This window comes from Olivibacter domesticus (genome assembly GCF_900109575.1).
GTDB classification, from domain to species: Bacteria; Bacteroidota; Bacteroidia; order Sphingobacteriales; family Sphingobacteriaceae; genus Olivibacter; species Olivibacter domesticus.
Genome location: NZ_FOAF01000003.1, coordinates 491,970 through 514,271, shown reverse-complemented (window position 1 = coordinate 514,271; position 22,302 = coordinate 491,970). Strand labels below are relative to the sequence as shown.

Genomic DNA, 22,302 nt, shown 5'->3' with positions numbered 1-22,302 from the left:
ATTAAAATTTCACGTTAAGACCAAAAGTAAACCCACGAGTGCCAGGAGTTACCGAATGGTAAAAACCTTGGCCATTTCCATTTCCAAGTAAGCTTCCTTCAGGATCGAGGTAACTGAAATCAGATTTTATCCATAAATTTCGTCCCGTTGCAGAAAAGCTAATCTCTTCGAATGGTGTTTTCTTAATAAGGGATTGCGGTAATCGATAACTAAGTGTGATTTCTCTTAATTTAATGAATCCAGCATCTTCTACAATTGTTTCATAAGTTTCTGTAAATTTATTCTGAAAATATGCTTGATCTTGTAAAATAGGCGTTGTGTTAGGTTGGCCATCAGACTCTCTAATTCCCTGCCAAGTTGTATATGTGTTCCTCTGTTCAGTTACACCAGCTGTACCATAGAACGTAGAATAATATAGATCAAAGTTTAAAATATCGCCACCGTGACGAACATCAAAAAGCGCCGACAGCGATAGTCCTTTATAGTTAAATGTATTTCTTATCCCGCCTGTCCAGTCAGGCATCACATTCCCAATTGGTCCCAGATCCTCAGCTGGCAAAGGGTATCCTTCGTCATCGATTAATATATCTCCATTTTCATTACGCATAAAACCCTGCCCCCAAATTACACCGTACCCATAATCTTTGTCGGCTCTTATTTGTGGGCTTGTGAAACCACCTAAAAATATATTGTCAACTCCCTCCGCAATTGATTTCAACTTATAACGATTTCTTGCAAAATTTACCATAACATCCCAAGAGAAGTCTTGCGTACGCAATGGTGTTCCTGTCAGGACCACTTCAAGACCTTTATTTGAGACTTCACCAGCATTAATAACTCGACTAGCAAAGCCGCTTGCACCAGAAATCTCTTGATCTAAAATTTGACTCTTACTCACTTTATCATAATAAGACATATCTAATCCTAGCCGATTTTGGAAAAACTTCAATTCCAAACCGACTTCTTTTTCTGTAACCTTTTCAGGAGTCAGTCGGTCATTGGCTAACAACGAGTTTAATCTAAATGCATTTACACCGTTAAAAGGGAAGTTTATATTCCCTCTAGTACCATCACCCGGATTTGCCTGACTAAAAGTTTGATAAGTTCGATAAGGTTGAGCATCATTCCCTGCTTGCGCGTATGAGACTCTTATTTTACCGTAAGGGAAATAATCATTAGACCATCCTAAAGCATCTGTAAAGACAAATCCCAATGAAGCAGATGGATAAAAGAATGAATTATTCCCTTTGGGGAGTGTCGAAGACCAATCATTTCTCGCCGTCACATTTAAGAACAGATAATTTTTATAATCTAATGTTCCCGCTAAATAAAGCCCTACTAGCCTCCTTCTTTCATCATCTTGGAAAGCTTGAACACTTTCTGCATTACTTATATCATAAAACCCAGGAATGCTAAGATTTAATCCGCGAAGTGTTCTTCTTGTATATTTACGGTCGTTATAATTTGTACCTACTAAAGCAGTAAAAGAGAAATCTTCATTAATATCTTTTGCAGCGGATAAAATTAAATCATTATTAAATTGTGTATTTTTCAATAGGGATGCATACATTCTACCAGGCAAGGCCCCTCGCGTCCCTATATTCGTATACTCATTCATCTCATCGGTATAAGTATCCAAACCAACTCTATTCGTTAATTTCAACCAATCTGTAAGCTGTAAATTCATTTCATTGGAGGCTATGATTCGATCCACATTACTTGGAGAGGAATTATTGTTAACGAGCCACAATGGATTATTAAATCCCGTAGTACCATCTGCTGGAGAACTCCAAGACATATTACCATATTGATCATAGGCTTGTTTAATGTCGAAATTAATTGGTGCAAAGTTTAATCCATATAAAAATGATCTTGCGCTATTCCCTTCAGAAAATCTATTATTTATCGAACTTGTATAACTTACGGACGTGGTAGAGCTAAAATTTTTACTTAATTGGGAAGTGAAATTTGCTGTAAAACTATTTCTTTTGAAATCATTATTCGGTACTATACCTTGTTGCGTTAAATTTGAATACGTTAGCATATAAGATGACTTTTCTCCTCCCCCACTTAGTGATACTGAATTATTCCACACCTGGCCTGTACGATAAAAATCTTTGCGCGGATCATAAATGCTTGGTATACCAATTGAATCGATTACTGCTTGACTAACAGAGTCGCGGTGCGGTCCCCAACTAGCAGTTGTTTGTGTGGCTCCACCGTCAGCTTCAGAATAACCTCCTAAACCTAGAGGTAACCCATTTTTATATAATCCATTTGTACCTTGTAAATACGAATGTTGATATCCGTCCGTGATAGCATTATCAAAAGCCACACTAGAAGAAAAACTTATTTTTGGCCATTTTCTATTTAAATCCCGCACACCCTTTTTGGTAGTAATTAATACAACCCCAAAAGCTCCCCTAGAACCGTAAAGAGCGCTCGCAGAAGCCCCTTTTAAAATAGAAATATCTTCAATAATATTTGGATCAATATCCATCGCTCTGTTTCCTCCAGCACCATTGAAAAGTGTACTTTCGGTACTTTCAGAAATCCCGCTGTTAACAGAGTTATCCATTGGAATACCGTCAATTACAAATAGTGGAGAATTGTTCCCAGTTAACGAGGTATTGCCTCTTATTACAATTCTCGCTGAAGAACCAGCTTGTCCTCCAGAGCTGTTAATCTGTACTCCTGCTACTTTTCCTGCGAGAGCGTTTACAACGTTCGATTCTCTCGAATTAACAACATCCTGTGATTTTACATTTTGAACAGAGTAACCTAGAGACCTTTTCTCTCTAACAACTCCCAAAGCTGTAACTACAACCTCATCCAGTTGGGCAGCATTTTCTACCAACACGACGTTTAATGTATTATTTGAAGACAGAGGAATCGTTTGAATGACAAATCCAACATATCGAAAAGTTATTGATTTTGCATCATTACCTATTTGCAAAGAATAATTACCTTCTGAATTTGTTTGCGTTCCTAAGGTCGTTCCACTTACAAGAACGGATACTCCTGGTAAAACACCTCCCTTTTCATCAGTGACTTTACCGCTAATGGTTCTCTCTTGAGCATGTGCTATTCCTATTAACATAGTACACACCCAAAAGAAACTTAGTAGTTTTTGTTTCATGTGTTGTTTGTTTTGGTTTAAAAATTAAATTGATTAAAATATTATGTATGATTAATTTATCATAATCTATAGTAAATCTGTCCTCCTGATCTCACAATGAAAATTGCACATCTATCTAATATAGATCGCTTATTACAACAAAAACTACAATTAGTATGGATAGTTTTGACATCTTTGCTTAAATTGGCACTAAGGAAGAAAGAAGAGAAAATCACAAAACATCAATAAAGCAATATTTTCGACCAGCTCTGGGTTGATGTAAAAACATCATTAGATAAATGATACTAATAGTAAATTTTCTTTCAAATATTCCTGAATGTATAAATTAAATGCTTAACAATTTTTATATCCCAAAACAAAAGTAGTATTTAATGAATACTCTACAATAATTTTTTTATAAAAAAGGCGTAAAATGCAAAACTGATTTAATTTAGCTTGCTATTAACCGAACAATTGTAACAAACAAGAAAAGTTATCCGAATATTTTCATTCACCTACCCTGTTAAACCCATAAATTTTATATTTCTCCACGGTACGGAAAAGCCCAAATATTTTATTAAGCAAAAAAACCACCTGATAATTACATTCAGGTGGTTTAAAAGTCAAGTAAGATATACTTTTTTTAATTTATATCTCGGGGTTAGATTCCGATTCTCCCACTGGAATCGGAAAAATATAGCTACCCGCACTAGGAGTAATCGAAGAACCTGCACCATAAGAAGGTATTGCTTCTCCTCTGCGAAGAAGATCTGGTGACCTAAACCCTTCCCCTAATAGCTCAATGCGTCGCTCTGTTAAAATCTTGCTGATTAAATCATCCTTACCTGAGCTACTTATCGTTGTTGTTGCGTCGGACCTATTGTGAACTGCATTTACCAAAGCTAATGCGCGCCCTTGATCGCCAATTTCCGCTTCCGCTTCTGCTACATTCAATAAAATCTCTGCATATCTAATTACAGGAACCCAGTCTATAAAAGGAGCCGTTCCTGACCACTTGGTTAAAATAGGATAATTAGTGGTACCTACCGCTTCGGTTCCTGTCAAAAGTGTTCTACGTGCATCATTAGCGCCCCACTGTCCATTTGTGTAGATACCAGGAAAATCACCTGTACTATTATTCAAATAGTATTCGATGTTTCCACCAGCTCCTCCATTATAATAATAACCGATCTGGTTTTGCGTACCTGGTGCATTGGTATCAGCCATCGGCATTGATAAGATATTTTCGAGTGTTTTATAGGTCGTAAAAATGGCCTGAACATTACTAGACAATTCATGTGGCACGCCAGTCGTTGCTTTAAAGGGAGCACTAGCATTCACCATTTTATTACCCTCAGCAATCACATTAGCATAATCTCCCATAGCTAAATAAATCCTTGTTTTTAATGCGATGGCAGTATTCTTATGTGCTCTTGTTATTTGCAAATCTCCCGAATAAGTATTAGGCAATCCTTCTTCAGCATCATTTAAATCAGACAAAATTTGAGCATAAATTTCTGCCACGGTACTTCTAGGCAAAGCATTGTTTTCTGAACTAGACTCTGCTTTTAATCTTAAAGGAAGGCCAGGTGACGCTCCGTTATCCAATACATAAGGTTTAGCGAACATATGTACCAATGCGTAATACATCCAGGCTCTAACAAATTTTGCTTCTGCACGGTAATTTGCTTCTAATTCTGCACTTACAACACCTGGGTGCTTATCAAAATCCTCCAAAAATTTATTTGCTCGATTAATCGTAAGGTAAGCTTGACTCCAAAAGTTATTCACTTGCGTAGTCGTTTCATTGTTAGTATGGTTATATACGGCTAAGCCAGTTACGCCATTACTAGTACGGTTAATAAACTCTTCTGCACGGATATCATTATAAATATAATAACGACCCGCCATTAATCTACCATCCTTTGCGGAGGCATACAATCCCTGAACATGTGTAATAATTCGTTCAGGAGTATCAAACATATTTTCCTCTGGAATGCTTAGCTCTGGACTAAGATTTAGGAAATCTTTACTGCAACTAGATAAGGTCGCAGTAAATGTTAGGGCAACGAACGAAGCTTTCAGCAACCCTAGTGTACTATTTTTATATACTGATTTCATTATTTTTTTTCTTAATTGTTAAACTTAGAATCCCACTGTTAATCCCATGGTAAAAGTTCTTGCTTGCGGAATCGAATTACGCTCAATACCGGAAGAGAGATTCTGATTACCATTGCTTGAAATTTCTGGATCGACACCTGAATAACCTGTAATGATAAATAGGTTTTGTGCCGATGCATACACTCGCAAAGATTTTATTCCACTATTTCCAAATAATGTAGTAGGTAATGTATAACCTAAGTTCACATTTTGAAGTCTTAAGAAATCACCTTTCTCCACATTTTCAGAAATTAAGAAGGAAGATCCATTAGAGACATTATCTCCATACACTGCGCGAGGTATTTTTCCATTTGTATTTTCAGGTGTCCAAGCGTTTAATACTTCCGTTGAATTGTTCCAAACGCGTTGGTCTAGCAAGCCCGCACGCGTACCATTATAGATATAATTTCCACCGGAGAATGTAAATATCAAACCTAGATCAAAAGCCTTATATTTAAATGTATTGTTAAATCCTCCAAACCAGGTAGGTATCGTATTTCCTAATATTTGATTTTGACTGGCAGCTGATGGAGCGGGTGAGCCATCAAGGTATGTCCAGGTATTTTCCCCACCAGAATGCTGATACTGAATTTCCCTTCCTTCGAGATCAACAAATATACGGCGTCCATTTTCGGGATTGATGCCTGCCGTTTTTACACCATAAATACTCGCCGCAGAATACCCGACTTTAGTAATACTTGTCAGTTCAAGACCTCCGGTGTAAGCAAGTAAAGGCGTCTCCTCATCAATCAAACTTGTAACCCTATTCTTTAAAGTAGAGAAGTTTAAGCTTGTAGTCCAAGTAAAATCTCCTTTATCAATCGGTGTCGCGTTAATTGCAAATTCAAATCCTCTGTTATACATAGAACCTACATTTAACAAAATAGTATTAGCATCTGCATCAACGGGATTTGGGATGCCTTTTGAAGGTGCCTGTGGTACTGCTAAGATCATATTGTCGATATCTTTGTTATACCAGTTGGCCTCAAAATTCAAACGATTATTGAAAAATCCTAGGTCTAAGCCAATATTTATCTGTGAGCTCGTTTCCCATTTCAATTCGTCATTACCTGCCTGGATATACCAGTTCCGGGCTACGCCACCATAGATACCTGTTGAATATAGATTATAAGAACCGTACAGATTATTTAGGTTTCCATTACCCGTTCTTCCCCAGCTACCCTTTAACCTAAAGTTTGATATGGTGTTTGCCAAGTTAGAGTTCTTAAAAAATTCTTCATTTGAGATCGTATAACCTAAGGAGACCCCGCCAAAATTACCCCACCTATTATTTGGTGATAATGCAGAATTTCCATCACGTCGGAAATTTCCGCTGATATAATACTTACTGTCGTAGTTATAACTTATGCTACCTAAATAAGCTTCATACGCTACTTCATTGATCCAGTTCCCGCCTGCGGTATTTACCAAGAAGCTTCCTTGATATTGATCATAAAACGGATCTGCTAAATTCGATCTTTGACCGCCCCATGCTTCATCTCTCCTTTTTTGTGCATCAGAGCCAATTAATAAAGTAAGATTATGCACATCGGCGAACGTTTTATCGTAGGTAAGTGTATTTACCCAGTTCCAGTTTTCAGATCTTATCTTATTGTTAAATGCTTGACCTGTGCTACTTCTTCCATCACCTTGAATAGGGTTCCAGAATCGTTGGTTTTCGATATTACGCAGATCCCACGAATAGGTGGTACGAAAATTTAGACCCTCGGCAAGTTTTATAGTTGCTCCTAAATTCGCTAACAAACGGTTTGTTTCCGAGGAATTTTTATCTAGGTCTATTAGTGGATAAGGATTTGCGTACTGAGCGGGAACCAAATTTGCGCCACGTCCGATTGCATTTCCTTCCAAATTATAGCTTCCGTCTGGATTAAATGGACGTACATTTGGCATTTGCACCATTGCAATACGCCCCAGTCCTGAAGAATTATACGCGGCGCCATCAATAGATCCGCTATTAGGTGCATTATTCTGTGTATTTGTATAATTTACATTAGCATTTAACTTTAGCCAATTGGTCAGTTGATGATCTATGTTCATCCGACCACTTTTACGTTTAAAATTATTAGATTTTAAAAATCCGTCTTGATCGGCTAATCCAGCAGAAAAATAATACTTCGTCTTTTCTGTACCTCCCGAAATGGTAAGATTATGATTTTGTTGCCAGGCGGATCTGTATATTTCATCATACCACCTAGTATCTACTATAGACCCATCGTCATTATAATCCAAAAAGAATCCTCTTCCTTGTTCATCTCTTTGCCCCGCAGGAACGGTATTAGGATTAAGTGCTAAAGCATTAGCTAAAGCACCATTTTTATGATTCACATATTGCTCAGCATTTAACAGCTCTTGTAACCTAATAGCTTTTGTATTTCCAACCCATCCATCATATACAACACTCGTTTTTCCTTCTTTACCTTTTTTTGTGGTGATAACTAACACTCCGGCAGCAGCGCGTGATCCATAAATGGCTGAAGACGCCGCATCCTTTAAGATATCCATGGATTCAATATCGGCGGGATTTATATCTCCTAGCGGGTTATTGGAGGCTGCATTTAAATTGGTCCCTTCAAATTGGGTAGCATTATCCGTTGTAATAGGAATGCCATCCACCACAACTAGCGGAAAGGAGCTTAAAGACAATGAGCTGAGTCCGCGAACACGGATGACAGGTGCATTGTTTAACAAGCCATTAGGCTGTACAACGTTCACTCCTGTTGCCTGCCCTGTCAAGCCTTGTCCAAAACTCTGGATCGGCATTGACTTAATAACATCTCCTCTAACAGAGGCCGCTGAACCTGTAAATTCTTGCCTTTTCTGTGTTCCATAACCCGTTACAATAACTTCAGAAAGTTCGGACGCATCCGATGATAACACAATGCTCAAAGTAGAACGCCCACCTATCTCTTCTACAACTGACTTGTAGCCAATATAGCTAAATGTTAACGTTTTCGCATTAGCTGGCATCGAAATAGCATAATTTCCTTGGCCATCGGTTTGCGTTCCATTAGTTGTTCCTGAAACGACAACGGATACACCTGGTAAAGCTGCCCCTGTTTCATCAGTTACTTTACCGCTAATTCGTCTTTCCTGCGCATAACTACTCCCTATAAAGAGGGTGCACAACAGAAAAAAACTTAGTAGTTTTTGTTTCATGTGTTTGTTTTTTGGTTAAAAATTAAATTGATTAAGATATAGGGTTGTTAAATAAAAATTAAAAGTGAATAGACACTGATCGACTAGAATTTATTCGCCAGGTTTTATAATGAGTGGATAAGCACCAATTTGGCACTTTAAGTTTGAAGAGAAAATATTAAGTTGTAAATTATATTGCATGACACAAATTTGCTACACAATAGAAATCTGATATCAAATACAATTACATTCCCGAAATGATAAGATCATTAAGGAAAGCCTCGTTAATTAAGAACGTCTAAAAATAAAAGGGGGATTGTAAATGTTTTTTCAAATAATTCTAGTTGTGTTTTTTAAAATTTCCCAAACAAATATAATATTCAATAAAAATATCGCAATATTTATTTAAAAAAAAACATTATATATTTAAAAAAATGCCTTTAAGACTTGTTTGGCATTAAAATAAGATTAGAATTGTAACAATAAAAAATCACTTGATTTTTTCAAAAAGACTAATTCATTATACTAGTTTATGCTTTTTACAAATAAATGATCGGCTGTAAAAAGAGCATTCTCTGTTAAAGGAGATAAGCCATTTTTCCTGATTCCTCCATTACAAAAATCAAAGTAAGTATGTACCCGATAACCATTAATAAAAAATTGATCTGTGAGCTTTACACCGATGTATCATTTTAGACGACGCACTTATAAATTTTCTCGCAAACTATTATTTCAAATAGATTCGACTAGTTGAAAACACACATCCGCAGTTAAACAAACAAACTAAAGGAAATAAGATTAAGGCGAAGTCCCTTTACTGTAGCTTCACTTTAATCCATACTTCTAATTTATTGGGTCTGTTCCACCTTTTAATGTCACGTATCTAGTAAAATACGCTGATTCTCCGCATGCATTTATTACTTTCACCTTATGGCTATGTTATTTGAGACATAATTAGGTGGAAGCGTTGGCGAACGTATAATTATTGTGCTCTGCCCTTAATTTTGGATCGTTAGGCCTCCACTAACTGACCATTGATACGAAGTAGCTCCAGGAATTGGAGTAACTGAGTAATCGTATGCTCCAGAGCCGCCCATAATTGCTTGCCCTTGAATCGCTGTAGGTGCAGCGGCTCCTACTATTACTTCCTTGGCTGAGGTATTAAATGATCCGCATGGAGTTGTTATTGTTGCTAATACAAAACCTATACCACCTCCTGTGCTTATGACATTAACATTTATTTCTGTATTCGAACCACTTATAGATAACGGACCCGAAACATTCCATGAAACCACAGAATTTGCAGGCATATTAACTAATGAATATGACGCAGTTGTACAAAAAGTCTGGGCTCCGAAGACTGTTACGTTTGTAGGTACACTTTTTGTAATATTAAATCCTTTTCACTGGCTCGTATGTCTGACGTGTGCTATTGTATCCACTAACTTCAATCCATCCAGCATTATCATTACTTACAGTAATAGCGCCCGTTGTACTTGTTCCTGATAAACCGGTACTGATCGTCCATCTATAAGAATTTGCAGGATAATTTGAGTTACTATTTGCGCTGTATAGGTTTTTGTTCCTCTAAAGCCACACGGAATTACTTGGTCACCAGTGATATTTAATGATGTTGTCGCTTTTACCGTTACCGGTTTGTCCAAAAAAGTACCACTACCACAACTCCCATCAATTTTAACATTCGTATAATTTGCCCTAACTTTCCAACTTCCATTATTATTTATAACATTTGTCCACTGTATTTTTACACTATTCGGAGTCGTTTCAACAATAGTTCCATCTTGTGCCTCCCAAGAGATACCCCCACAAATAGTACCACTAAATACATATTCATAGACCCGATCTGGGCAAGGATTTCCCTCCCTAATAATTGTCTGAGCTTTTAAATGATGGGATATCCCAAACAGAAAAGCTAAAAGTATAAGTTTAAATTTCACATATATTCTACTTATATTATTGATCCCAAGTCTCAAATTCATTGTCTTTAGATTTTTCATCAAAGATCTTATGGATGGCTATTTTACCAAACTCACCCAACTCAACTTCTTTGCTACTAAATGCATTTTTGCCATTTGCCACTTTATCGTTTAAAACTACCGCTACGAAATATCTCCCGGGAAGTAAGTCTTGCTGTGCAATTCTGTCCATTATAGCAATGTTGTTTGAAAAAATAGCCGTGTCGCGGGAGCTATCATAAGCATATCCTTTTAAAACTTGTTCTACACTTTCGATTTCAAGATGCCGACCATTTGAAGGCCATACTACAATAGTAGCCCTTTCAGGTTGGAAATAAGGCTTTTCATAGGCGTCATAGCCAATTATGCCAACAGAAATATCCAATATGGAAGTAGTATCTGGCACACCATAAAATGGATCTCTAGGTAACCCCGCTAATTCTGTTTTTTTGTCAGATTCTATAGGAACCTGTTGCTGTTCTGACGACGTTTTGCTACATGCACATGCCAAAAGCAGCAAAACGGCATAAAGAAGTCTTCTTTTTTTCATACGACTTATTTCTGTTTAATAGGTTATAAAGAGTTTAACTATACTGATTCCCTTGTGAAAACTATAATTTACACAAAACAAGATTCAGTTATATAAGCAACCTGTTTATCATTAAAGTTCAAATTTACAACATCTAAACACCATAAATAGACCCCTTAATTGCTGACTGTTAATTCTTTATATTACTTTTCGAAGACAATTTTTGGATCTAATACTAAAAAAAAACGGGACTAGCTCCGATGTTGATTAATTGCTTTTTTTGATTTTATGGTTTAGTTATATATTTCAGTTTGATAGCACCAATGTAATTAAGAGTTTTATTATTTGCAAGTAAATGTGAAAAATAACGAGAATTATTTAGTCAATTCGGCTTAAGTGGCTGTCGCACTACTTGTTTTTAAGAAAGTTGAGGGACAAAAATCTATACCTACTACCAATCAATAAGCTGCTCAATGGCGAAATAATCAGCTATTATTAGCTGAAGCATTTAAATTTGAGGTATCGGATATGCTGAAGCATATAGTTAAAAAGATTAATATACGAGGGACACTGATATTACATTCTAAAAATCAGGGATGGCAATATCGGGTAAGTATCAGAGAGTGCCGAAGGAAAAAGACATAATACATAGCCCGTTAAGAAAAGACAATACCTGAATAATGCTGCGATTGAAAATTTCTTTAGCATTATAAACCCTAAATTGTTTTACCTAAAAGATAAAATGTTAAAGAACTGAAAAAGGATATCGAGGAACATATTGGGATATGATAACAATGATTGAATCAAACTTATTCTAAAAGGAATGAGCCCGATAAAATACCGGGCTCATCAAACTAATAATTAATATTTAAATTTGTCCAACTTTCTGGGTGCGCATCAAATTTTTAAACGAGCATTCCCTTCTTCAATCATTGAATGAATGAACAATATTAAGGCATCCACCATTGTTTAGCGCCCTTCGAATCAATTCCTCCCGCTATTTTCGAAACAGCGTCTCTATAGTTGACAGCATTTCTTGTTTGCTCTTCAACTGGATAAGTCATTCTATAAGGCACAAAATCAACATTCTGATCAAGGCTTCCACTAACCGGTGCAACAAAAAGTTGAGCACCTCCTGGTTTTTTGATATCGAGACGTATTCTTTCTAACCAAGCCTGAATACCTTGCATATACATACCTAACCACTTTTGCACACCGATCACATTTTTCCAATCAGCACTGCTATAAGGATTTGCAGCTATGTATTGATTGATGGCATTTCCATCTGTAACACCCCAATAGTTCATAGAAGCTGTAATGCCCTTTTTATAAAAGTCTTCTGCAGTTCCCCCCACGCTAAAGCCTCTTTCTGCTGCTTCTGCTAAAGCAAAAGCCACCTCCGGATAACTCATGAATATCCCCGATTCTTCAGCCGCTCTAATACGTGTACCGGGCAATGAAACTTGATCGGCATTAATGACAGTAGAAGATCCGTATACATAACCAACATATTCGCCGCTTACCTCTGCAGGGCTCGCATAAACCGCTAACCTTGGGTCATTAACTTCCTTCATGTAGTCAACCAATGTCTTCGAAACAGAAAAATCACCTGTTCTTGATTTATAACTTTCGTTGATGGGATTGTTGTTCGGAGCGTTTGCTAGGTAATGATAGAGCGCATTATCTTCATTACCTTGAAATACACCGGAGCTCACAGCAGCTTCAATCGCAGTTCTTGCAGCCTGGGGATCCTTGTCTACCATACGCAAGGCGATCCTTACAATAAGAGAGTTGGCGAATTTCTTCCATTTTATAACATCACCTCCGTAGATATTGTCACCAGAACCATAACTAGATTGATCTTCATCTAATATCTCAACCTGCTCTTGCAAGGTTTTTAACAAATCAGCATAAATAACCTGCGATGATTCGTATTTAGGGTTCAGCGCCGCTTCTCCTTGAAGCGCTTCACCATAAGGCACATCGCCGTAAATGTCCGTCAATACATGGAAAGCCCAACTTTTGAATATCTTAGAGATAGCGGATTTATTTGGAGAACCACTTATTAAATCGGCCTCATTTTGTTTAACACTTTCTTCTAGGTTATTCAGTACGTCATGATAATATGCTGCCCACAAATTATAGTTAACATTTGTTCTAATTTGGTATCTACTTTCTTCTGTATAATCTGGTTGCGACCATTGTTGCGAATAGAGTAAACCAAAGCGCCCGTTCTGCCATTCATCCCAGGTATTATCCATCGCGTTTTTCTGTGCATAGGATAACAAATATTCAGGGTTAACCTCATGCGCATTGTTTGGATCGTAGTTAAGCTCCTCAAAGCTCTTGGTGCAAGACCCCAGCCCTATTAGGCATAAAATGGTGAGAAATCCTAATTTATTATTATGTCGTTTCATCTTATTCAATTTAAAAAGTTACATTTAGATTAAAGCCAAAGGTTCTTGTAGAAGGCATAGATACGCCTTCAATCCCTTGGAGATTGCCGGTCGATAAAGCCATAGCCGATGGGTCTACATGTGGAATATTCGACTTCATAAGCCATAAATTTCTACCTGTTAAAGCAACTCTAACGGTTTGTAACCTCAATCTCTCCACAAAAGATTTAGGTAAATTGTAACCAAGATTTACCTCTCTTAGATAAATATAACTTGCGTCATATACGTTTTCGGCAGCAATTCTTTGTCCACCGTTTGCATTAAAGTGCGTATATGCATCAATTGAAACATCATTAGGAGTACCGTCTTCCTTAACGCCAGGTACTATAATTCCGTTTTCTCTGATACCATTTGCGGCTGTCTCTTCAAAAAGACCTGATGATTTGCCGAACAGGTTGGTAATAGAGAAAACGTCTCCACCTGATTGAAAATCAAAGTTTACTCCTAAAGAAAAGGCTTTGTAGCTAAATGTATTCATAAAACCGCCGGTAAAATCGGGCAAAATGCTTCCAATTTTCTCTACGCCATTGCTTACTTTATACAGTCCGTTTGGCAATACGACCTTCTCTCCATTATCGTCGTACACGAAGTTACTTCCCATGATACTTCCATATGACTCTCCTTCTTCTGCATTAATAGTAGCAACAAAAGGCGCTGTTCCTATTGTTAGGTTAGTCACTCTTTCACCAGTTACCGGATCAGTATACAGCTCTATAAGTTTATTAACGTTTCTTGCGATATTAAAAGTTGCATCCCAAGTAAAACCACCACTTGTCTTAATTGGTGTACCATAAATAGCCAACTCAAGTCCTTTGTTTTGCATCTTTCCAGCATTAATGATCCTACTGGTGTATCCCGAAGTTGGTGAGATTGCTAGAGGAATAATTTGGTCTTTTGCTGTTTTATGGTAAGCTGAAAAGTCAAATCCAAAACGGTTATCAAACATACGCATTTCTAAACCAGCCTCGTATTCAACTGCAGTTTCAGGTTTAAGGTTTGGATTGTTGAGCTGCACTGGACGTGTATAGCTGGGGCTGTCACCAATACTTTGATCAGGTTCAAAGATATTCAAAAGACGATAAGGATCGGTGTCGTTACCCACTTTAGCTGCTCCGAAACGTAGCTTTCCAAAATTTAACCATCCCGAATCCCTCATCGATCCTAGTTCCGAGAAAACGAAAGATGCAGACGCTGCTGGATAAAAGAATGAATTATTGTTAGCAGGTAATGTTGAAGACCAATCGTTTCTTCCAGTAACATCTAAATAAATAAACTCTTTGTAGCCAAATGAAGCACTGGCGAAAGCTGAGTTCATTCTATTTTGAAACAGTTGCTCAATAAGTAGGGCTGCGGATGTAGAATTACGCAAATTGAAAAAATCTTTTACGTTTAACCCACCTACCGTTTGCCCACCGTTGATGCGATATTGATTTTCTCTCCTATTAACGCCCGCCATCGCATTCACACTAAAATCGTTGAATGTTTTACTATAAGTGATTCGAGCTTCAAAGTTCTCTTCCTTATTGAACCGTTCATAATGAGAGTAAAATGGTACAGCATTCGACCCAAAAGCAATCCGTTCTTGACGGATGTCTGTATAGAAATCAGTCATCGCTTTGGCGCTTACCTTCAACTCATCTGTGATATCATAGGTTAAACCAAAAACACCATAGAAACGATCTCTTCCATCGTTCTGGTAATTTTTATAACGTGTCCAATAGGGGTTATCAGTATAATTCGCACGGGGATTACTGGCCGACACTCTATTCCATGTACGTTGAGAGCCGTCCGGATTCTCATAGTTACGCATATGGTCGATATCCCAACTACGCTGTCCAAAGTTGTTAAACTGTTGCATCACGTTTGCTCCGTCATAGCCAGTTCCTGGACGACCCGTTGCTTTTGTTCCGGCATAATTAGCACTCAAATCTGCGTGGAGGCGAGGAGTGAAATTATAGTTACCATTAAAGGAAATATTATTCTTTTCGAAGTCAGAGTTGGGTAAAATGAAATTCTGACTCAAATTTGTATAAGCAATACGAAAACTACCTTGCTCATTCGCACCATCTAAAGCAACGTTATTCGTATAGGTCATTCCTGTTTCAAAAAAATCGCGCACATTATTGGGATGCGCCACCCATGGCGCACTTACGCCTGTTTCGTCTCCTTCAAACGACCAGTAATGTCTTACCAGTAAATTAGGATCATATTTTGGGCCCCAAGATTCGTCTCTTGCATAATCAACTAACAGATCATATCGCCCTTTTCCATCACCATCATCGTATGTTCCATTAGGTGTATATAACCGTCCAAATGGTTGTGCCCCTCCAATTTCGTCATTCCACGCTCCTCCACCATATTCATTTTGATAATCTGGCAACTTGTAGACCTTATCCATCTGCGCGTTAAAATTATAAGAAACGCCAAGACCCTTTTTTGTAGATCCTTTCTTAGTTGTAATTAAAATTACGCCATTTAATGCCCTACTACCATATAATGCTGTTGCAGCTGCTCCTTTCAACACGGAATAACTTTCTATATCATCCGGATTAATATCTTGGATGGCATTTCCATAGTCATAACCACCCGCACCGCGTGCTTGATTGGTTCCCGGCTTACCTGTTGTAGCACTTATGGGTGCAAAATTTGAATTATCCATAGGAATACCGTCTACCACAAAAAGCGGGTTGTTATTCCCTGTTATAGAGCTAATACCACGAATGCTGATTTTGGCCGATCCGCCCATATTACCACTACCTCCAACAACCTGCACACCCGCTACTTTACCATTTAACCCATTTACAAAGTTTGTTTGCTTTGTCTGAGAAACGTCTTCACCTTTAATCTCTTGAACAGAATAACCAAGGGATTTTTTTTGACGTGATATACCCAAAGCGGTTACCACAACCTCACTTAAGGCTTGTGCATCCTCTGCAAGTACTACATCGATACGGTTTCTATTTCCGATTTCGATAGTTTGTTTAACAAACCCAATGTAAGTTAAGGTAATAGAGCTTGCATTACTGGGGACATCTAGGGTAAATAATCCCTTGTCGTCAGTGGTAGTTCCAGAAGTGGTTCCTGTAACTAACACTGAGACCCCTGGAAGCGGCTCTCCATCAGATAGGGAAGTCACTTTTCCGCTAATTGTCCTTTCCTGTGCATATGCCGTACCAATCAGCATGGTGCATACAAGAAAGAAACTGAGTAGTTTTTGTTTCATGTGTTTGTTTTTTGATTAAAAATTGAGTAAAATATAAATTGGTTTATTTATATGCATAGAGAAAAGACACACAAGCGATTTACTCGCTAGGTTTTATAATCAGAATGTAAGCTCTAACTTGAGTAAATTTTATTTTCATATAATAAATAATAGCCCATGAAATACCGCGAGCTAAGACAAAGCATCTATGTCTTATCAACAAAAAATTCTAATGTTTTTTCTAACAAAAAGCGTTGACGCCCCCTCAAATGTTAAAAAATGTTAAACAAATATCGCTTTTGCTTTACAATTTGCAAGAAAAATAATAAAAAGTTACAAAGAATCTTGTTTAAACACATTAAAATAGCATTATAATAAGATAAATGTAACGTTAAAAATATGCTCAATACTTTTTTAAAATTGACATCATAATAATATCGCCATAAAAAAAGGGGCACCGTAAAATGCCCCTTTTCTATGTAATTGCAATTCCTTTTAGTTCACATCCCAAAAAATCTTATGGGTTACATCATCTGCACCAAGTTTAGACGCTGCCGTTTCCACATTGCCTCCATTTAGCGTGCGTTCACTAACTGGGTAAGTCAAACGATTCGGAATAATCCCGGGAGCCACAGCACGGAAAGCAGGTTCTAATTTCGGGTAATCAAGCCGCTTCCACTCGTTCCAAGCGTCAAAACCGCGATTGTATAAAGCTAACCATTTCTGCATACCGATTTTCTCTTTCCAATCTCCTGCTGCAGTGCCATATGCTACAGCTGGTTGCGTTAAATATGAAGCCACATCTCTATCATCGCCTCCCCAATATAAAACGGAAGCTTCTATCGCTTTGTTATAATGATCAGCGGCAGACCCGAGAATCCCCCATCTTGCCGAAGCCTCTGCCAGAATAAACTCTATTTCAGAATAGTCTAAAAGTAGTGATTCAAAGTCGGGAGCAATTACCTTTTCACTCGGTCTTGAGGTTGTTGAAGCTTGATTACTAGAGCCAATGCCTCCTCCAACATACGCGCCGCCAACCGTAGTAAAAAATTGTGGTCGTCTAGGGTCATTCAAGTTATTTAAAAGAGTAACGAAAGGTCCTCCGGCAACATAATCCTGACGAGAAGTAAATTGCGAATTCAAATTATTAGAAACTGGATTGTTATTAGGAGATGCCGACACATATGCGAATGCTGCATTATCTGCATTACCGGTAAAAGCCGAAGCTGCTGAACTAGTTATAATTTCCTGCGCTCTTGCTCCATCTACATCGGCCAAGGTAATCGCCAACCTCATTTTAAGACTATGTGCAAACTTTAGCCAAGCAGCCATATTTCCTCCGTAAAGCAAATCTGCATTTTCAAAGCCAGGTCCGGCTGGATCTATCATCGCGATTGCAGCATCTAAACGAGTTAGTAAATCGTCGTAAATAGTCGCCGCATCATCATATTTTGGCTGACTGATGTCGGCAAGTGCTTCTGTATAAGGTATGTCACCCCAAGTATTCACCAGGGTTGCCCAAGCATATACCGATACGATTTCGATAGCAGCTAGTTGATTGTTTTTTTGGCTTTCCTCAATTTCTGCATCCTCAGTGGTATATGTTTTAGCTTGTTTTAAATCGTGTAACACTTCTTGATATAAGGGTTCCCAAAAATTTTGAGGAATATTACGCGTAACAAAATTATACCTTGGTTCATCTTGATAAGTAGTAGCTGTCCACTGCTGCATCCAAAAGCGAAAAACATTGATGTTTACACTAGGAGAAGTAACGTCATCAGTAAGCTCTTTTAATGCATTACTGAACAGCGGCCCTTGCGATACCTCGACGGGATTTTTCTGGTCGATATTATAGTCTTCCAGATTTTTCGCACAAGAGGCCAACAGAACCAATGGTGCGATATATAATAGTATTTTTTTCATCTGTTTATTTTTTGTTTTTTATTAGTCAGATGGAGCCTTTGATGATTAAAACAATCGCTATCCTGTATGTTTAACAATTATTTTAATTCTGTCGGGTTCATTGCTAATTATCTAAATTTCTTAAAACCTCATACGAACATTAAATCCATAGTTCCTAACAGCCGGATATACCCCGCTCTGAATACCTTGTAAGTTACCCGAACTTAAACCTCCTTCAGGATCAGCATAAGGCACATTACTATGAATAAGCCAAAGGTTTCTTCCCACCAGTGAAAAATCAATTCCTTTGAAGAAACGCGTGTTAGCCAGTAATCTATTTGGTAAACTATATGTAATAGCTAATTCACGCAATTTGATATACCCTGCATCATAAATAAATCCAGCCTGTGGATTATTAGAATAGCCATAAGGTGTTACTGAGTTGTCATAAGCCTCCACTCGTGTTGTATTGCTGGATCCATCCGCATTAACACCTGGCAATATAACACCACCTCCTTGACTTATAGGCGTACGTTTTGGATTTCCTAAGTCGTTCAAACCAGCAGTTTCTGGATAAATGCCTGTTGCCATTCCATAGTATTGATCAAGCGAGAACAAGCTTCCTCCTTTTTTGATATCGATCAGGAAGGATAACGAGAAATCTTTGTATTTAAAGTTGTTCTGGATACCCCCTAACCAATCGGGATTAATATTACCCAATACCTGATCTGGACCGGAAGTGGCATAAAGTCCATCTTCACCAACTACCCGATAATCCGGATCTCCGTAATGACCATCTAGATACACATAATCAACTCCTCTTAATGTACCGTACGGCTGATCTAAGGTTGCATTTAAGGTTATCCCTCCCTGGAAGGTACCCAATTGCAAATTCTCATTTCCTTCATACAGTTCGATCATCTTATTACGATTAAGAGCAAAATTCACATTCATGGTCCAAGAAAAATTATCTGTGCGGACAGGCACAACAAATGCACTTAATTCAAATCCCTGATTTCTCAACGAACCAGCATTTACCCAACGTCTATCATAGCCAGTAGCAGAAGAAACGGTAACTGCCATAATTTGATCAAATGAAGTTGACCGATAATAACTAGCATCAAATCCTAGCCTTGAATCTAAGAAATTCATTTCCAAACCTACTTCAAAACTCTTTGTACGTTCCGGTTTTAAATTCGCGTTACGAAGTTCTTCTGAAATAGAGGCCATTGGTATTCCGTTAAAAGGCGTATTAATCGTATACGTATTATACAAGCTTAAAGCTGAAGCATCATTTCCTACCTCTGCGTAATTTATACGTAACTTACCGTAACTTAACCAATTAGAATCTTTCATTAAATTAGAAAACAAGAAACTACCTGCTACAGATGGATACCAGTACACATTATTATCTGTAGGTAAGGTTGTTGATTGATCCCTTCGAATTGATCCTTCTATAAAATAGGTTTCCTTATAGCCAAAATTAGCATTTGCGAAAATGCCATCCACTCCTATTCTTTCAAGGCGCTCTCTAGGAGGCTCTATTGGAAAGATGGAATTGGAAAGTGAGTAAATGCCTTCGTAAGACAAACCACCATTTGTTCTTGCGCGTATAGACGACAAATAGTTTCTTCTTAAATTACTTCCTAATAAACCTTTAAAAGTTAAATCAGTAGTTATTTCCTTATTAAAATTTAGAAGCAAATCATAATTGGCTTCACTGTAAGTCCTATCATAACGTTGATATTGTGGAATATCCGTACCGCCAATAGCTAATCGTTCTTCCTGAAATTCGTTGGAACCGTCAAAGGTTACGCGTCCTATTACGTCCATCCATTCCAAGGGTTTCCAGTTTACTACCGCGCTGCCGAAGTAACGGTTACGCGTATCGTTTTGATAATTTTTATAGCGTTCCCAATAAGGGTTATTGGAATAAATTGGCCCAGTAGCACCCGTATCTCCCCAGTTCCACGTGATATTTCTTCCTTCACGTTCATATGCTCTTTCCAGTTCTTTTATATCAACATTTGTTTGCCACCATTGTCTAAAACCTTGATTAGGGTTACGTCCATCATACCCTGTACCAAAACGACCTAAACCATCTATTTTTGAAAAATTGGCGGTGGCACTTACTGTTAATTTATCATTTATCTGATGCGATCCAGAAAGGTTAAATAGGTTTTTAGTGATTTTACTGTTAGGTAGCACCCCTGTTTCATCATTACGCGTATACCCTACTTTATACGTGGTTACATCTCCCCCTCCATCAATGCTAATACTTTGCATCGAATTTACACCTGTTTTATAGAAAGAAGAAGGGTCGTTCTGTGCACCTACCCAAGGTGTTGCTTTTCCATAATTGGGAGAAGTTTCATCAAAAGCATCCCATTGATATACTAATAAATTAGGATCAAAGGCCGCTCCATAAGAAGCGTCTTCGGTAAAAGGAGCAATTAAGGCAGGGTCTGCGTTACCAAATACACTTTCGTACCAAAAGTTTCCATCTGGCGATGCATATCCTTCTTCACTATACTGATTCACATAACCTGCACCGTATTCCTTCTGATACTTTGCAAAAGTGCTCTTATCAATTTTCCCAAGAGTCACCCCACTATTAACGGTAATGTTCGTAGTATTTTTCTTACCCTTTTTGGTAGTGATCATAATCACACCGTTTGAGGCGCGTGAGCCATAGAGTGCTGATGCTGCTGCACCTTTCAGCACATTGATTGACTCAATATCATCTGGGTTGATATCCGCCGCGGCATTACCATAATCATAACCACCACGACCTTGGTTTTGTGCATCCGCATCTTCCTGGAGATCTGTATTGGTGTTCACGTTGCTCACTGGCACACCATCAATAACGAACAATGCTTGGTTATTCCCAGTTAGCGATTTATAACCCCGCATTACGACGTTTGTTGATCCTCCCATGGTTCCGGATTGCTTGATATCCAATCCGGCCACTTTTCCAGAAAGCGAATTTGTAAAGTTATTATCCCTTGTACGGGTAATATCTTCACTTTTTACCTCTTGAGCGGCGTAACCAAGCTCATTTCGTTTACGTTGAATACCGAGTGCCGTTACAACAACTTCACTTAAAGCTTGTGCATCTTCCGACAATTCTACATCAACCTGGTCTTGGTTACCAATTGTCACCGTTTCTTTAACATAGCCTATGTATGAATAAACAAGCGATGCAGCATTGGCCGGTACACTAATAGAATACAGCCCTTCGTCATTAGTGGTTGTGCCCGATGCAGTTCCTGTTACCATAACCGATACCCCTGGTAACGGCTCTCCACTGCCCTTGTCAGTGATCTTTCCTCGAATAGTCCTCTCTTGCCCATATGCGCTCGCTAGCAAAGCGACGCAAACAAGAAAGAAACTGAGTAGTTTTTGTTTCATGTGTTTGTTGTTTGGTTAAAAAATCAATTAATAAAAAATTATAAATGAAGAATTTATACGCAAGGTAATTTGGACTTGAAGTTATTCACGCTCCTGAATAGCTCTTAAACTAGTATTTAACTAGCGGGTTTTATTATTAAGACATAATCTGCAGTTTGCATATGCAACTTACAGCTAACTTTTTCTTTCAATTGTGCGCAGCAGTTCACCATTCTCAATTAATTAGAACCCTGATTTCTAAAAAACATTTAGTTAAGTTTCTTTAAGTTTTCCATGAATTCATTTCTATTTCTCATTCCACACTTCAACAAATTCCTCATCAGGATTTTCATTAAAATTTTTAACAAAAATTAACAATATTTTCAGCAAATATTCACTATTATTTCAAAATT

Annotated in this window: 10 protein-coding genes; all 10 read right to left on the bottom strand. The window is 37.9% G+C overall.

What is annotated here, in order from left to right; all coding sequences use genetic code 11:
• Position 1 precedes the first annotated feature (1 nt).
• The 10 genes from BMY50_RS16340 to BMY50_RS16295 all read right to left on the bottom strand — a co-directional run bounded on the left by BMY50_RS16340 (position 2) and on the right by BMY50_RS16295 (position 21,910).
• Positions 2-3,139, bottom strand: coding sequence for a SusC/RagA family TonB-linked outer membrane protein (locus BMY50_RS16340; protein WP_093326462.1), 3,138 nt, complete (start codon positions 3,137-3,139; stop codon positions 2-4).
• A 627-nt stretch (positions 3,140-3,766) separates the two neighbouring features.
• A complete protein-coding gene (locus BMY50_RS16335) occupies positions 3,767-5,239 on the bottom strand; it encodes a RagB/SusD family nutrient uptake outer membrane protein (protein WP_093326461.1) in 1,473 nt (490 codons plus the stop codon).
• Positions 5,240-5,263: 24 nt separating this feature from the next.
• Positions 5,264-8,455 (bottom strand): SusC/RagA family TonB-linked outer membrane protein, encoded by a 3,192-nt coding sequence (locus BMY50_RS16330; RefSeq protein ID WP_093326460.1) that lies wholly within the window; start codon positions 8,453-8,455, stop codon positions 5,264-5,266.
• A gap of 977 nt (positions 8,456-9,432) precedes the next feature.
• Positions 9,433-9,744, bottom strand: coding sequence for a hypothetical protein (locus tag BMY50_RS16325; RefSeq protein ID WP_093326459.1), 312 nt, complete (start codon positions 9,742-9,744; stop codon positions 9,433-9,435).
• Positions 9,745-9,906: 162 nt separating this feature from the next.
• Positions 9,907-10,434, bottom strand: coding sequence for a hypothetical protein (locus BMY50_RS16320; RefSeq protein WP_093326458.1), 528 nt, complete (start codon positions 10,432-10,434; stop codon positions 9,907-9,909).
• The gene (locus tag BMY50_RS16315; protein WP_093326457.1) at positions 10,409-10,960 is read right to left on the bottom strand and encodes a hypothetical protein; all 552 of its coding nucleotides are present in this window, start codon (positions 10,958-10,960) and stop codon (positions 10,409-10,411) included. Before BMY50_RS16315 ends, BMY50_RS16320 begins: the two co-directional genes overlap by 26 nt.
• Before the next feature lie 929 nt (positions 10,961-11,889).
• Complete coding sequence (locus BMY50_RS16310) at positions 11,890-13,356, bottom strand: SusD/RagB family nutrient-binding outer membrane lipoprotein (RefSeq protein ID WP_093326456.1); 1,467 nt, start codon at positions 13,354-13,356, stop codon at positions 11,890-11,892.
• 10 nt (positions 13,357-13,366) lie between these two features.
• Entirely contained in the window at positions 13,367-16,618 is a 3,252-nt protein-coding gene (locus BMY50_RS16305) for a SusC/RagA family TonB-linked outer membrane protein (protein ID WP_093326455.1), read from the bottom strand.
• Between the two features lie 474 nt (positions 16,619-17,092).
• The gene (locus tag BMY50_RS16300; RefSeq protein WP_093326454.1) at positions 17,093-18,520 is read right to left on the bottom strand and encodes a SusD/RagB family nutrient-binding outer membrane lipoprotein; all 1,428 of its coding nucleotides are present in this window, start codon (positions 18,518-18,520) and stop codon (positions 17,093-17,095) included.
• Positions 18,521-18,640: 120 nt separating this feature from the next.
• A complete protein-coding gene (locus BMY50_RS16295) occupies positions 18,641-21,910 on the bottom strand; it encodes a SusC/RagA family TonB-linked outer membrane protein (protein ID WP_093326453.1) in 3,270 nt (1,089 codons plus the stop codon).
• Positions 21,911-22,302: the final 392 nt, after the last annotated feature.

Excerpts from the sequence above, each read along its gene's own strand:
- BMY50_RS16300 (WP_093326454.1), bottom strand. The coding sequence starts at position 18,520 with ATGAAAAAAATACTATTATATATCGCACCATTGGTTCTGTTGGCCTCT.
- BMY50_RS16315 (WP_093326457.1), bottom strand. The coding sequence starts at position 10,960 with ATGAAAAAAAGAAGACTTCTTTATGCCGTTTTGCTGCTTTTGGCATGT.
- BMY50_RS16295 (WP_093326453.1), bottom strand. The coding sequence starts at position 21,910 with ATGAAACAAAAACTACTCAGTTTCTTTCTTGTTTGCGTCGCTTTGCTA.
- BMY50_RS16325 (WP_093326459.1), bottom strand. The coding sequence starts at position 9,744 with ATGCCTGCAAATTCTGTGGTTTCATGGAATGTTTCGGGTCCGTTATCT.
- BMY50_RS16320 (WP_093326458.1), bottom strand. The coding sequence starts at position 10,434 with ATGAATTTGAGACTTGGGATCAATAATATAAGTAGAATATATGTGAAA.
- BMY50_RS16340 (WP_093326462.1), bottom strand. The coding sequence starts at position 3,139 with ATGAAACAAAAACTACTAAGTTTCTTTTGGGTGTGTACTATGTTAATA.
- BMY50_RS16305 (WP_093326455.1), bottom strand. The coding sequence starts at position 16,618 with ATGAAACAAAAACTACTCAGTTTCTTTCTTGTATGCACCATGCTGATT.
- BMY50_RS16310 (WP_093326456.1), bottom strand. The coding sequence starts at position 13,356 with ATGAAACGACATAATAATAAATTAGGATTTCTCACCATTTTATGCCTA.
- BMY50_RS16330 (WP_093326460.1), bottom strand. The coding sequence starts at position 8,455 with ATGAAACAAAAACTACTAAGTTTTTTTCTGTTGTGCACCCTCTTTATA.
- BMY50_RS16335 (WP_093326461.1), bottom strand. The coding sequence starts at position 5,239 with ATGAAATCAGTATATAAAAATAGTACACTAGGGTTGCTGAAAGCTTCG.